The 14403-nt window shown below is 70.9% G+C and carries 12 protein-coding genes; 11 read left to right on the forward strand and 1 reads right to left on the reverse strand.

The window, feature by feature from the left end; all coding sequences use genetic code 11:
- Positions 1-83 precede the first annotated feature (83 nt).
- From ligA to ASD62_RS17170, 3 genes are all read left to right on the forward strand, one after another.
- On the forward strand, positions 84-2252 hold the full coding sequence (ligA, locus tag ASD62_RS17160) for an NAD-dependent DNA ligase LigA (RefSeq protein ID WP_369818807.1): 2169 nt from the start codon (positions 84-86) through the stop codon (positions 2250-2252).
- Between the two features lies 1 nt (position 2253).
- Positions 2254-2721 (forward strand): DUF664 domain-containing protein, encoded by a 468-nt coding sequence (locus ASD62_RS17165; RefSeq protein ID WP_056917007.1) that lies wholly within the window; start codon positions 2254-2256, stop codon positions 2719-2721.
- Between the two features lie 190 nt (positions 2722-2911).
- Positions 2912-4306 carry a tannase/feruloyl esterase family alpha/beta hydrolase gene (locus tag ASD62_RS17170; RefSeq protein WP_056917489.1) on the forward strand — a complete coding sequence of 465 codons (1395 nt, stop codon included), beginning with the start codon at positions 2912-2914 and terminating at the stop codon, positions 4304-4306.
- A gap of 15 nt (positions 4307-4321) precedes the next feature.
- Here ASD62_RS17170 and ASD62_RS17175 read toward each other — a convergent pair whose 3' ends face one another.
- The gene (locus tag ASD62_RS17175) at positions 4322-5065 is read right to left on the reverse strand and encodes a FadR/GntR family transcriptional regulator (protein ID WP_056917008.1); all 744 of its coding nucleotides are present in this window, start codon (positions 5063-5065) and stop codon (positions 4322-4324) included.
- Between the two features lie 176 nt (positions 5066-5241).
- Here ASD62_RS17175 and ASD62_RS17180 point away from each other — a divergent pair, with 176 nt between their 5' ends.
- The 8 genes from ASD62_RS17180 (at position 5242) to ASD62_RS17215 (ending at position 14313) form a co-directional block, all read left to right on the forward strand.
- The gene (locus ASD62_RS17180; protein WP_056917009.1) at positions 5242-5769 is read left to right on the forward strand and encodes a gluconokinase; all 528 of its coding nucleotides are present in this window, start codon (positions 5242-5244) and stop codon (positions 5767-5769) included.
- Positions 5766-7166 (forward strand): GntP family permease, encoded by a 1401-nt coding sequence (locus tag ASD62_RS17185; RefSeq protein WP_056917010.1) that lies wholly within the window; start codon positions 5766-5768, stop codon positions 7164-7166. Before ASD62_RS17180 ends, ASD62_RS17185 begins: the two co-directional genes overlap by 4 nt.
- A 128-nt stretch (positions 7167-7294) precedes the next feature.
- Positions 7295-8410, forward strand: coding sequence for a peptide chain release factor 2 (gene prfB, locus ASD62_RS17190; RefSeq protein ID WP_056917490.1), 1116 nt, complete (start codon positions 7295-7297; stop codon positions 8408-8410).
- A gap of 206 nt (positions 8411-8616) precedes the next feature.
- Complete coding sequence (gene ftsE / locus ASD62_RS17195) at positions 8617-9306, forward strand: cell division ATP-binding protein FtsE (protein WP_056917011.1); 690 nt, start codon at positions 8617-8619, stop codon at positions 9304-9306.
- A 33-nt stretch (positions 9307-9339) separates the two neighbouring features.
- On the forward strand, positions 9340-10245 hold the full coding sequence (ftsX, locus tag ASD62_RS17200) for a permease-like cell division protein FtsX (RefSeq protein ID WP_056917012.1): 906 nt from the start codon (positions 9340-9342) through the stop codon (positions 10243-10245).
- A gap of 94 nt (positions 10246-10339) precedes the next feature.
- Positions 10340-11749: a M23 family metallopeptidase gene (locus ASD62_RS17205; RefSeq protein WP_056917013.1), complete on the forward strand. Its 1410-nt coding sequence runs from the start codon at positions 10340-10342 to the stop codon at positions 11747-11749.
- Positions 11750-11863: 114 nt separating this feature from the next.
- Positions 11864-12346 (forward strand): SsrA-binding protein SmpB, encoded by a 483-nt coding sequence (smpB, locus tag ASD62_RS17210; protein WP_056917014.1) that lies wholly within the window; start codon positions 11864-11866, stop codon positions 12344-12346.
- A complete protein-coding gene (locus ASD62_RS17215) occupies positions 12343-14313 on the forward strand; it encodes a DUF2207 domain-containing protein (RefSeq protein ID WP_157581528.1) in 1971 nt (656 codons plus the stop codon). The genes smpB and ASD62_RS17215 overlap by 4 nt, the downstream gene beginning before the upstream one ends.
- Positions 14314-14403: the final 90 nt, after the last annotated feature.

Here is a 14403-nt window from a genome sequence, read left to right on the forward strand (position 1 = left end):
GTCGTATGGCGCGTGCCCGGGGGTCGAGCGCAGGCGTCGGCCGCGGGCGCGGCCACCCGGGGAACGTCGGAGCCGTCCCGGGAGTGCCGCGTCCGTCCTCCCCACCGTCGGTGGGGTGCGGCAGGATGACCCCCGTGAGTGAGATCGTCTCGACCAGCGTCCCGGACCAGGCCCGTCACGAGTGGGCCGACCTCGCGGAGCAGGCCAGCGCGGCCCAGTTCGCCTACCACGTCAAGGACGCACCGACGATCAGCGACGGGGACTACGACGCGTTGATCCGCCGGCTCAACGAGCTCGAGGACGAGCACCCGGAGCTGCGCACGCCCGAGAGCCCGACCCAGCAGGTCGGGGGAGCGGTGTTCAGCACCGACTTCCAGGCCGTCGACCACCTCGAGCGCATGCTGTCGCTCGACAACTGCTTCTCCCCGGAGGAGCTCGCCGCGTGGGCGGCCCGGGTCACGCGGGACTCGGGGACCACGGACTTCCACTACCTGTGCGAGCTGAAGATCGACGGCCTCGCCGTCAACCTGCTCTACGAGAAGGGCCGCCTCGTCCGTGCGCTCACCCGTGGAGACGGCCGCACGGGGGAGGACGTGACCAACAACGTCCGGACGATCGACGGCATACCCCACCAGCTGGCGGGCACCGACCACCCGGCGAGGGTCGAGATCAGGGGGGAGGTCTTCTTCCCGATCGAGGGGTTCGCGGACCTCAACGCCTCGCTGGTCGAGGCCGGCAAGCCGCCCTTCGCCAACCCCCGCAACTCCGCGGCGGGGTCGTTGCGGCAGAAGGACCCGCGCGTCACCGCGAGCCGCCCGCTGCACATGCTCGTCCACGGCATCGGGTTCCGTGAGGGCTTCGAGCTGACCCGGCAGTCGCAGGCCTACGAGCTGCTGCGCGAGTGGGGGCTGCCGATCTCGAGCCACTACAAGGTGGTCGACACCATCGAGGACGTGCAGGCGTTCGTCGTGCACTTCGGGGAGCAGCGGCACAGCGTCGAGCACGAGCTCGACGGCATCGTCGTCAAGGTCGACGAGGTGAGCGTCCAGCGCCAGCTCGGGTCCACCTCGCGGGCGCCGCGCTGGGCGATCGCCTACAAGTACCCGCCGGAGGAGGTCAACACCAAGCTGCTCGACATCCAGGTCGGCGTCGGCCGCACGGGCCGGGTCACCCCGTTCGGCGTGATGGAGCCGGTGCTCGTCGCCGGCTCGACCGTGGAGCGGGCGACCCTGCACAACGCCGACGAGGTGCGGCGCAAGGGGGTGCTCATCGGCGACACCGTCGTGCTGCGCAAGGCCGGTGACGTGATCCCCGAGATCCTCGGCCCGGTGGTGGAGCTGCGCGACGGCACCGAGCGCGAGTTCGTCATGCCGACGCACTGCCCCTCGTGCGGCACCGCCCTCAAGCCGGAGAAGGAGGGCGACAAGGACATCCGGTGCCCCAACGCCCGGACCTGTCCGCACCAGCTGCGCGAGCGGCTCAACGGGCTGGCCGGACGCGGTGCCTTCGACATCGAGTCGCTGGGCTGGGAGGGCTCGATCGCCCTGCTCGAGTCAGGCGTGCTGGAGGACGAGTCGGGGTTGTTCTCGTTGGGGGAGAAGGAGATCGCGCAGGTTCCCCTGTTCACCCGTGCGGCGAGGAAGACCGATCCCGAGGACGAGGTCGTCGACGGGCGGATCCTGTCGGCCAACGGTCGTCGACTGGTCGAGAACCTCCAGCAGGTGAAGGACCAACCGTTGTGGCGGGTCATCGTCGCCCTGTCGATCCGCCACGTGGGGCCGACGGCGGCGCGCGCCCTCGCCCAGCACTTCGCCTCCATGGACAAGATCCGGGCGGCCAGCCTCGAGGAGCTCGCCGGCGTGGAGGGCGTCGGCGGAGTGATCGCCGAGGCCGTGCGCGAGTGGTTCGACGCGCCCGGCAACGACTGGCACGTGCGCATCGTCGAGCAGTGGGCCGCCGACGGCGTCCGCATGCAGGACGAGCGCGACGAGTCGGTGGAGCAGACCCTCGCCGGGCTGACCATCGTCGTCACGGGGTCGCTGGAGGGGTTCTCGCGCGACGAGGCGAAGGAGGCGATCCTGACCCGCGGCGGCAAGGCCTCGGGGTCGGTCTCCAAGAAGACCGACTACGTCGTCGTCGGTGAGAACGCCGGGTCGAAGGAGGACAAGGCGCGCGAGCTCGGGCGGCCCATCCTCGACGAAGCCGGGTTCCGGCGGTTGCTCGAGGACGGCCCGGGCCCGACGGAGTCCTGACGTGATCGACACCGAGACCTACCTGCGGTTCTGCGACGAAGCCCTGCTCGGTATGCGCGACCTCGTCCTCGACCTCGGGGACGACCTGGCCAACACCCGACCGGACATCCCCGGCGCCAACAGCCCCTTCGCGATCCTCACGCACTGCCTCGGTGTGGTCGCGCGCTGGGCGTCCACGGTCAACCTCGGCCAGATCGTGCCCCGCGACCGTGAGGCAGAGTTCCTGGCGGTCGGCGCCGTGACCGACCTCGCGGCAGACGTCGACCGGATGCGCACGTCCCTGCGGGGGTGGGTGGCCCGGACGAACCCGCAGGCGCCCCCGGTGAACCCGACGACGGGCCGCCAGGACTGGTACGCCACCACCCAGGGCGGGGTGCTCTTCCACGTGTACGAGGAGCTGTCGCAGCACCGCGGTCACATGGAGGTCACGCGCGACCTCCTGCTGGCGCAGGCCCGCGGCGAGTCCTAGCCCCCGCCGCCTCCCACCATTCCTCCGGCGATGCCCGTCCCGGCGGTGCCGAGCGCGGCGCCGGGCGGGGCCGGCGGGCGCGGCGCCGGGCGGGGCCGGCGGACGGGGCACCGGGCGCACACGGCATACGGGTGGTTTGTGTGACTGACCCACATTGAGCCGGCATGACGCCGGGCGAAGCATGACGGGCATGCGCCCGACAACGACGTCACGCCGGCGGATCGCCGCCCTTGCCACCACTGCCACCCTCGCCCTGCTGGGCGGACTGGCCACCGCCGCCCCCGCCTCGGCGGACAAGCCGCAGGGCGGGCACTGTGCCCGCCAGTCCAAGGTCGCGGTCCCGGGGGCCCAGGCCCAGAAGGTGGCCTGCCTCGACGACCTCACCACGGCCGGGACGGTCGCGTCCGGGCACACGAACCCGAACGACTGGGCCGGCCTGAACGCCGCCGGCACCGTGAACCCGACGGGTGTCCCCGGCATCCAGGCCGACGGCTACTTCCCGGACACCTCGACGACGAACACCAACAACGGCTGGAACCACGACTCGCAGTTCGTGCTCCGGCTCCCCGACCACTGGAACGGGGGCCTGGTCGTCAGCGGGGCGCCGGGCACGCGGGCGCAGTACGCGAACGACTTCATCATCAGCGACTGGGTGCTGAGCAAGGGCTACGCGTTCGCGTCCACAGACAAGGGCAACACCGGTGCGGCGTTCTACCGGGACGACAGCGCCCCCGGTGGCTCGATCCGCGAGTGGAACTCCCGCGTCACCCAGCTCACGGTGGCGGCGAAGTCGACCCTGAGGAAGGTCTACGCGAAGTCCCCGAAGCGCACCTGGATGGTCGGCATCTCCAACGGTGGCTACCTCACGCGCTGGCAGCTCGAGAACCGACCCGACCTCTACGACGGCGGGGTGGACTGGGAGGGCACCCTCTTCCGCGCCGAGGGGCCGAACCTCCTGACGTACCTGCCGACTGCGCTGAAGAACTACCCCAGGTACGCCACCACCGGCGACCCCGCTGCCCACGACGCGATGATCGCTGCCGGGTTCGCCCCGGGGTCGGAGTTCCTGTGGCCGTTCCACCACGCCTACTACTGGGACCTCACCCAGCGCATCTACCGCGAGGAGTTCGACCCCACGTGGGACGGGGCCCTCGACGCCGGTGTGCCGTTCTGCGCCGGCGGGACCCCGAGCTGCGACGCCGACTACGACTACGCCTCGCGGCCCGAGGCGGTGAAGGACGCGGTGAGGTCGGTGTCGCTCACGGGGAAGATCGGCAAGCCGATGATCACGATCCACGGAACCCTCGACACGCTGCTCCCCGCGGCCACCGACTCCGACGTCTACGACACCCTGGTCGACCGGGCCGGCTCAGGAGCCCTGCACCGCTACTACCGGGTCGAGGACGGGACGCACACCGACGGGCTCTACTCGGCCTACCCCGACCGGCTGCGCCCCCTGCTTCCCTGTGCGCGCAGCGCGTTCGACGTGCTGACCGCCTGGGTGGAGCGCGGTATGGCGCCGCCCGCCGACGGGCTCGTCCGTCGCCCGGCCGGCGGGGACGTCGTCAACACCTGCGCCCTCTGACCCACCGGCGGGGCCTCAGTCCGCGGCGGTTCCCTCGGGAGCCGCCGCGGTCCTGCGCACCGCCTCGCTCGCCTCGGTGATGATCGCCGTCATCGCCTCGGCGGCGGCCCGTCCGTCGCCGGAGCCGATGGCCTGGGCGACGTCGCCGTGCAGTCGGATGGCCACCGGGTTGGGCCGGGCCGGCATGAGCTGGTGGTGGGTCCGCCCCGAGAGCACCTCGGAGACGACGTTCGACAGGGCCGCGAGCATCTCGTTGCCGGACGCCTCGAGCATCGTCGTGTGGAAGACCTGGTCGGCCTGCAGGTAGGCCTCGAGGTCGCCGGACTTGGCGTGCACGGTCATCCGCATGACGGCGCCCACCATGGCGCCGCACTGCTCGGGGGTGGCCCGGTCGGCGGCGAGCTCGGCCGCCACGGGCTCGAAGCCACGCCTCAGCTCGCCGAGTGAGAGCAGCTGGTCCTCACGGTCCGGGCCGTCGAGGCGCCAGCGGATGACCCGGGGGTCGAAGACGTTCCACTGGGTGCGCGGCCGGACGCGGACCCCGAGGCGGCGCCGGGTCTCGACCAGGCCCATCGAGGAGAGCACGCGGACCGCCTCCCGCACCACCGAGCGGGACACCCCGAAGCGCTCGTCGAGCTGGTCGATCCGCACCACGGCGCCCACCGGCGTGGTGCCGGAGACGATCTCCTGCCCGAGGGCGTCGAGGACGTTGGCGTGCAGGCCGGCTCCCGGGGTGGGCGGGCCGTCGGTGGGAGGCATGGGGCCAGCGTGCCAGAAGAGGACGACACGAACACTCAACGCCAATAAATAGGATTTGTTTAGCCTGAAGTCTTGTCAAAACTGATCTGATCGGGGACTCTGGTGGACGGAAGCCTCGATGCCGAGGTCCTGCACCCCACGCACGAACCTGCTCACCGGACAAAGGAGTCGCGGACATGACCAGCCCCACCAGACCACCCCTCGTCGTGATGATGGGGGTGTCCGGCTCCGGGAAGACGACCGTGGGAGCAGCCCTCGCGCAGCGGCTGCGGGTCCCGTTCGCGGACGCCGACGACTTCCACCCGCCGGAGAACATCGCCAAGATGGCCGCCGGGATCCCGCTCGACGACTCCGACCGCGAGCCGTGGCTCCAGACCATCGCCGCCTGGCTGGGCGAGCACGCCGCCACCGGCGGGGTCGCGAGCTGCTCGGCGCTCAAGCGGGCCTACCGCGACATCCTCACGTCGGTCGCCCCGCAGACCGTCTTCGTCCACCTCCACGGTGATCGCGACGTCCTCGCCGCGCGGGTGGCCGGCCGTCCGGGGCACTTCATGCCGGCGGCCCTCATCGACTCGCAGTTCGACACCCTCGAACCCCTCCAGGCCGACGAGATCGGCCAGGCCCTCGACGTCGCCCAACCCGTCGACATCCTCGTCGAGCAGTCGCTCGACGTCCTCGCCACGAAAGGTGCGTCGCTCGCATGACCACTGACCTGTTCACGTTCCTGCAGCCGGCCCTGGCTGCGGCCGACGTCCCGGACATCCCGGCTGCGCGCCTGGTCCCGGCGGCCCTGATCGGGATCGCCGTGATCGTCGTCCTGATCACGAAGTTCAAGCTCCACCCCTTCCTCGGCCTGACCCTCGGCTCGCTGACGGTCGGCGCCATCGCCGGTGTCGCGATGGCCGATGTCGTCGCCAGCTTCACCAAGGGCTTCGGCTCGACCGCGGCCAGTGTCGGCACCCTGATCGCGCTGGGCGCGATGTTCGGCAAGCTGCTCGCCGACTCCGGGGGAGCGGACGAGATCGTCGACACCATCGTGGGGCGCTCCTCGGCTCGTTCGCTCCCGTGGGCGATGGCCGGGGTCGGTGCGCTGATCGGCCTGCCGATGTTCTTCGAGATCGGCCTCGTCCTGCTGATGCCCGTGATCTTCCTGGTGGCCCGCCGCTCCGGCCTGTCGGTCATCAAGGTCGGCATCCCGGCCCTCGCGGGCCTGTCTGCCATGCACGGCCTCGTGCCGCCGCACCCCGGTCCGCTGGTGGCGATCGACGCCCTCAAGGCCAACCTCGGGATCACCCTGGCCTTCGGTGTGCTGGTCGCCCTGCCGACGGTCGCGATCGCTGGCCCGCTCTTCGCCCGGTTCGCCGGCCGCTGGGTGGACGTCCCCGCTCCGGAGATGTTCGACACCGCCGACGACCGGGAGCAGCGCCTGCAGCGACCGACCTTCGCCGTCACCCTGTTCGCCGTCCTCACCCCGGTGGTCCTGATGATGGGCAAGGCGCTCGCCGACATCTTCATCGCCGCCGACGACAACCCGGTCCGCACCGTGCTCGACTTCGTCGGCACCCCGCTCGTCGCGCTGCTCATCGCCGTCATCGTCGGCATGTTCACCCTCGGCCGCGGCGCCGGCATGGGCACCAAGGAGCTCTCGACCTCGCTCGAGAAGTCGCTGCCGCCCATCGCCGGCATCCTGCTGATCGTCGCCGCCGGCGGTGGCTTCAAGCAGACCCTCGTCGACACCGGCATCGGCAACCTCGTCGCCGACTGGGTGCAGAACAGCGGCCTGTCCGTGCTCCTGCTCGCCTGGATCGTCGCGGTGCTCATCCGCCTCGCGACGGGCTCGGCGACCGTCGCCACGGTCACCGCCTCAGGGATCCTCGCGCCCCTGGCCGCCGGCATGAGCACCTCCGAGGTGTCGCTGCTCGTGCTGGCCATCGGCGCCGGCTCGGTGTTCTTCTCCCACGTCAACGACGCCGGCTTCTGGCTGGTCAAGGAGTACTTCGGCCTCAGCGTCGGCCAGACGATCAAGTCCTGGTCGCTGATGGAGACCGTGCTCTCGGTGTCCGGCCTGGTGTTCGTCCTGCTCCTGGGCCTGGTCGTCTGACCGCGGCGGCCTGCCCCTTTCTCGCTTTGGGTGCCCAGACGGTCGGAACTCCGACCGTCTGGGCACCCAATGTCGTGTCGGAGCGGGGCGGTCGGCGCGGTGCGGCCGGTGCCATAGAGTTGGTCTTCGTGGCCGTCGACTTCCAGCAAGAGATCAAGAACCTCCGCACCACCATGGACTCCGTGCGTGAGGTGACCGACCTGGCATCGCTGCAGGAGCAGATCACGGACCTCGAGGCCAAGGCCTCCGCGCCGGACCTCTGGGACGACCCCGACGCCGCGCAGGTCGTGACCTCCGCCCTCAGCCGGGCCAACTCCGAGCTCGAGCGCGTCAAGAGCATGGACTCGCGCATCGACGACCTCGAGGTCCTCGTCGAGATGGGCACCGAGGACGGCGGCGACGCCGACACGATGGCCGAGGCCGAGCGTGAGCTCGTCTCGCTGCAGAAGGCGGTCGGCGAGCTCGAGGTCCGCACGCTGCTGTCGGGGGAGTACGACGAGCGCGCGGCTGTCATCACCATCCGCGCCGGAGCCGGTGGCGTCGACGCCGCCGACTTCGCCGAGATGCTCATGCGCATGTACCTGCGCTGGGCCGAGCGCCACAACTACCCCGCACAGGTGATGGACACGTCCTACGCCGAAGAGGCCGGGCTCAAGTCCGCCACCTTCGAGATCAACGTGCCCTACGCGTTCGGCAACCTCTCGGTCGAGGCCGGGACGCACCGCCTGGTCCGGATCAGCCCGTTCGACAACCAGGGCCGTCGCCAGACGAGCTTCGCCGCGGTCGAGGTCATCCCGCTCATCGAGCAGACCGACTCCATCGAGATCCCCGAGAACGAGATCAAGGTCGACGTCTTCCGCTCCAGCGGCCCCGGCGGCCAGAGCGTCAACACGACCGACTCGGCGGTCCGCATGACCCACATCCCCACCGGGATCGTCGTGTCGATGCAGAACGAGAAGTCGCAGATCCAGAACCGCGCCGCCGCCCTGCGCGTGCTCCAGTCCCGCCTGCTGCTGCAGCGCCAGGCCGAGGAGGCCGCCGAGCGCAAGGAGATGGCCGGCGACGTCAAGGCCAGCTGGGGCGACCAGATGCGGTCCTACGTGCTGCAGCCGTACCAGATGGTCAAGGACCTGAGGACCGAGTTCGAGGTCGGCAACCCGTCCTCGGTGTTCGACGGCGACATCGACGGCTTCATCGAGGCGGGCGTGCGCTGGCGCAAGGAGCAGCAGAAGCTCGCCGAGTAGGCCTCCCCACCGCCGTGACGGCGACGAGGACGCTTCGGGCTGCCCCGGTCTGACCCTTGCCTGACCCTGGGCTGCCACGCCGAGCGGGCGCTGCTGCGCGGCATACGCCGGCGCGCGACCTATCCTCGGGTGCGTCGTGCGTGGACGCCCGCGCATGACAGGTATGCCGTCCCATCCAGCCCCCCGGTAAGGCTCACGTCCCGCGCATGATCCGTTTCGAGAACGTCAGCAAGGTCTATCCCCGGTCCAGCCGACCGGCGCTGAGCGACATCAGCCTCGAGATCGAGCGAGGCGAGTTCGTCTTCGTCGTCGGGTCCTCCGGCTCGGGCAAGTCCACGCTCCTGCGCTTGGTCCTCAAGGAGGAGGGCGTCACCCAGGGTGCCGTCCTCGTCGCGGGCCAGGAGGTCGGGCGCCTGCCGCAGCGCAAGGTGCCGCGCCTGCGCCGCGAGATCGGGACGGTCTTCCAGGACTTCCGCCTGCTGCCCAACAAGACGGTCTACCAGAACGTGGCCTTCGCGCTGCAGGTTTTGGGACGGTCCCGGCACGCGATCCGCCAGGTGGTCCCCGAGACGCTGGAGATGGTCGGGCTCGACGGCAAGGAGAAGCGGCTGCCGCACGAGCTCTCCGGTGGTGAGCAGCAGCGCGTCGCCATCGCGCGCGCGTTCGTCAACAAGCCGCCGATCCTGCTCTGCGACGAGCCCACCGGAAACCTCGACCCGACGACCAGTCTCGACATCGTCCGCCTGCTCGACCGGATCAACCGGACCGGCACGACGATCGTCATGGCCACGCATGACGACGACATCGTCGACCAGCTGCGCAAGCGCGTCGTCGAGCTGAAGAACGGCCACATCATCCGCGACGAGAACAAGGGCGTCTACGGCAGCGGTCGCTGACCGCACGCCACGGACTTCGGGAGACCTCACCCCATGCGACTGCAGTTCATGCTCAGCGAGATCTGGACCGGCCTGCGCCGGAACCTCTCGATCGCCGTCTCGGTCATGCTCGTGACCACGGTCTCGCTGTACCTCCTCGGGCTGGGGCTGCTGCTCCAGCGCGAGGTCGACACCCTCAAGGGCTTCTGGTACGACCGCATCCAGGTCTCGATCTTCATGTGCGGTGACGACTCCGCCGAGCCCAACTGCGCCGGCCGGGGAGTGACCGACGAGCAGCGGACAGCGCTCAAGGACCAGCTCGACCAGATGAAGCCCCTGGTCAAGAACGTCTACTTCGAGTCCGAGCAGCAGGCCTACGACCGGTTCCAGGAGCAGTTCCGCAACAGCCCGCTGGCCAGCAGCATCCGGGTCGGGGACATCCCGCAGAGCTACCGCGTCCAGCTGTCCGACCCGACGAAGTACGACGTGGTCGTCAGCGCCTTCCAAGGCGCCCCGGGGGTGGGGCGCGTCCAGGACCAGCAGAAGACGCTGGACAAGCTGTTCACGGTGATGAACGGCGTGACCGTGGCGTCGTTGGGGCTGGCGTTCATCATGATCATCTGCGCCGTGCTGCTCATGGCGACGACGATCAGGCAGGCCGCGTTCACCCGCCGAAGAGAGACCGGCATCATGAAGCTGGTCGGGGCGAGCAACCTCACGATCCGGCTGCCGTTCGTCATGGAGATCGTCCTCGCGACGCTCGTCGGGGTGGGCGCCTCGGTCGGCCTGCTCTACGCGACGATCCACTACCTCACCGGTTACGTGGCCCGCGAGCTCCCGGACGTGGCGATCGTCGGAGCGGGAGACGTCTGGGTCGTCGCGCCGACGCTGGCCGCGATCATGCTCATCATCGCGATCGTCACCTCGTGGGCGACGTTGCGCCGGTACCTGCGCGTCTGACGCGGGGACCGGCTCGGCCGATCGGTCGATTCACAGGCACGAATCGACCGCCAATCCCCAGAAACTGGTGTGCCCTGTGTTACCAATGAGGCCTATGAGCGCCATCCCCCCGCGCCGTCGCGCCACGCACCCCGTCCGGCTCACCGCCCTGGGCCTCGCCGCGGTCTGCTCGGTCGCCCTGGCGACCCCGTCCCTCGCCGCGGCAACGACCGCGACGACGACAGCAGGAGCCGTCACCGCGGCGACCACGGGGCTGGGCGCGAGCGCCCCGGGAGCCACCGACCCCGACAAGGCGAAGAAGAAGGTCGACAAGCAGGTCGACGCGCTGCAGGGCCAGCTCGAGGACACCTCCGCGGACCTGCGCGACGCCTACCTCGCACTGGAGCGCACCCGGGCCGCTCTGCCGGCCGCCCAGGCCGTGCTCGACAAGGCCACCGCCCAGCAGTCCGCGGCGGACGCCCACAACGACGAGATGGCCGTGGCCCTCGGGGTCGCCGAGGCCAACCAGGCGCGCGCGGTCGACCAGCTGGCCGGCACGCGCAAGGACCTGTCCGCCACCCGCACCCGGGTCGCCCGCTTCGCCTCCCAGCTCTACCAGGACCAGGGGATGGGCCAGCTGTCCGTCGCGCTGAGCGCGACGACGCCGGAGGACTTCGCCAACCGCATCGCCCTCACCGACACGGTGATGGACGTGCAGAACCAGTCCATCACCAGGCTGGCCACGGCCCAGGCCGCCGCGCGGGCGCAGGAAGCCCACATCGCGGCGCTGCGGGCGCAGGTCGCCGCGGCGAAGAAGGCCGCCGAGGTCGCCCTCGCCCGCGCGACGCAGGCCCGCGCCACCGCGGCCGCCGCGAAGGCGAAGCTCGACGCCCTCGCCGTCCAGCAGGCGGCGCAGTCCAGGGCCCTCGAGGCCAAGAAGGGCGCGGAGAAGGCCAAGCTCGCCGCGGCCGAGAAGGAGCAGGCCCGGCTCAAGGCCGTCCTGGTCGCCCGCGCCAAGGCCGCCAAGGCCGCGGCTGCGCGCCGCGCCGCGGCGGAGGCGCGTGCCCGGGCCGCCGCACGCAAGGCGCACCGCCCCATACCGAGGTCGACGCTGCCGTCCATGCCGAGCTCCGGCGGCTTCCTCAGCGCCCCGTCGCCCGCGCCCATCTCCTCGGAGTTCGGGATGCGGTTCCACCCGATCCTGCACTACTGGCGCCTGCACGCCGGTCGTGACTACGCGGCCAACTGCGGGTCGCCGATCCGCGCGGCGGCCGACGGCCAGATCATCTCGGCCGGCTGGGGCGGCGGCTACGGCAACCGCATCATGGTCGACCACGGCGTCCTGCGCGGCGTCGACCTCGTCACCACGTACAACCACATGGAGCGCTACGCCGTGCGGTCCGGTCACGTCTCGCGCGGCCAGGTCATCGGCTACGTCGGGACGACCGGTTCGTCGACCGGCTGCCACCTGCACTTCGAGACCTACGAGGACGGGACCCCCAAGGACCCGCGCCGCTGGCTCTGACCCGGGTCCGACAAACCCGTCGTCGTCCCACCCCCTCCAACAGGTAGCGTTGACCTGCTGACCGACGACCGGCCGGCGACGAAGCGTGCACGTGTCGACAGACGGGATGGGGCAATGCCCAAGGCCAACGACGAGGGTCGCAAGGTGGTGGCGAGCAACCGCAAGGCGCGCCACGACTACCTCATCGAGGACACCTTCGAGGCAGGCCTGGTCCTGATGGGCACCGAGGTGAAGAGCCTGCGGATGGGGCGGGCCTCGCTCATCGACGGGTATGCCGCGTGGCGCGGGGACGAGCTCTGGCTCGAGGGCGTGCACATCCCCGAGTACGTCCAGGGCACGTGGACCAACCACACCCCGCGCCGGCGCCGCAAGCTCCTGCTGCACCGCAGCGAGCTCACCAAGATCGCCCGCAAGTCCTCCGAGAGCGGCCACACCATCGTGCCGCTGCAGATGTACTTCAAGGACGGCATCGCCAAGGTCGAGATCGCCGTGGCCAAGGGCAAGCGGCAGTACGACAAGCGGCACGCCCTGCGCGAGCGGCAGGACAACCGCGAGGCCCAGCGTGCGCTGGGCGCGAAGGGGCGCCCACAGGTATGAGCCGGGTCGGGGGGGCTGGTCGGCACCGGGTGCTGGCCGCCTGGGCGGTGGCGCTCGGGTTCGCTGCGCTGGTCCTCTCCGGCGGCACCGCGTCCGCGGCCTCGTCGGACGACCTCGCCACGAAGTTCCACGTCGACTTCACCGTCAACCAGGACGGTTCGGTCGACGTCGCGGAGAACATCACCTGGCACTTCCCCTCCGGCGAGGACCGGCACGGCATCGAGCGCTTCATCACCGTCCGCGCCGGGTACCAGGACCGCACGGACACCTACCGCGAGTACCCCATCAGCGACATCAGCGCGTCCTCGCCCTCCGGCGCTCCCTCCGACGTCTCCGTCAGCGACGCCGCCGACGGCACCTCCGTGCGGATCCGCGTCGGCGACCCGGACCAGACCGTGTCCGGGACGCAGAGGTATGTCGTGCGCTACCACCTCGCCTCGATCGTCAACGGGTTCGACGACCATGCCGAGTTCTACTACAACCTCGTCGGGCCGGCGAACGACAGCACCTACGAGGACGTCAGCGCCTCGGTGACCGGACCCGGAGCCGCCGACCGCGCCGAGTGCTTCCTCGGGGAGCTCGGTTCCACCGACCGCTGCCAGGCCACCCCGGGCGCGACGGCGCAGTTCAGCGCCGCTCGAGCCGAACCCGGCCAGGGCGTCTCGATCCTGGCGTCGCTGCCGCTGGACGGGTTCGGGTCGCTGGAGCCGGTCCTGCACCAGGGTGAGGTGTCCAGCGATGGTGGGGTGATCACGACCCAGACGTCCAAGGCCCTCGGGGCGCTGGCCCTCGGCGCCGGGGTCACCCTGCCCCTGCTGGCAGCCGGCCTGATGGGCACCCTCGTCTACACGCGCGGCCGCGACGAGCAGTACGCCGGGCTCACCCCCGGCCTGACGCCGGGCCTCGCCCCGGGCGCCACGGGTGCCCAGGGCGCGGGCTCCGTCCCCGGCAGTGCGGCGCAGGCCCCCGTCGTCCGGGCCGGGAAACGGGTCGTGGCCGTGCAGTTCACCCCGCCGCAGGGGGTGACCCCCGGCCTCGTGGGCACCGTCATCGACGAGACGGCCAACACCGTCGACGTGTCCGCGACCCTCGTCGACCTCGCCGTGCGCGGCCACCTGACCATCGAGCCGATGACCTCGGGGATGTTCAAGAGCAAGGACTGGCGGCTCACCCGGACGACGCCGACCGCCGAGCAGGCGACCGTGCCGCTGCTGCCGTACGAGGAGGCCCTGCTCGGCGGTGTCTTCGCGACGTCGCCCGTGCGCGACCTGTCGGACCTCAAGAACACCTTCAAGCCGACCCTGACGCGGGTGCAGTCGCTGATGTACGACGAGGTGGTCCGCCGCGGCTGGTTCCGCCGCTCGCCCCAGGCCCAGCGCGGCGCGTGGACCACGCTCGGGGGGCTGCTGATCTTCGTGCCCGTGTTCGTGGGCATCTGGCTGGGTGGTCCGTTGATGAGCCTCGGCGCCAGCAGCGGGTTGGGGGTGCCGCCAGGGATCGCCCTCGTGGGGGGCGCGGTGGTGGCCGGTGCCATCGTGCTGTTCCTCGGCCGACGGATGGCGGCTCGCACGGCCGAGGGCAGCGCGGTGCTGGCGCAGTCCGAGGGGTTCAAGCAGTACCTCGTCACGGCCGAGGCCTCCCAGATCAAGTGGGAGGAGGCGCAGGACGTGTTCAGCCGCTACCTGCCCTACGCCATCGTGTTCGGCGTCTCGTCGCAGTGGGCCTCGACCTTCGAGAAGGTCGCCGAGGCCGCTGCAGCCGCGGGCCACGTCGTGACGCCACCGCTGTGGTACCTCGGTGGCGACATGAGCTCGTTCGGCGGGATCGCCGACGGCATGGACTCCTTCGCGACGACCGCCGGTGGGACGTTCACCAGCACCCCGGGCAGCTCCGGCGGGTCCGGCTTCTCCGGTGGGGGCGGGTTCTCCGGCGGTGGGGGCGGCGGTTCCTCGGGCGGCTCCTGGTAGGCGGCCGGCCACCACCGATCCTTCGCTGCCCCCAACGAGGCGCCCCGCCATACCCGGCCCTGGTCCCGACACGACGAAGCGGGGGGTGTT

The sequence above is a fragment of the Phycicoccus sp. Root563 genome (assembly GCF_001427915.1).
Taxonomy (GTDB): Bacteria; Actinomycetota; Actinomycetes; order Actinomycetales; family Dermatophilaceae; genus Pedococcus.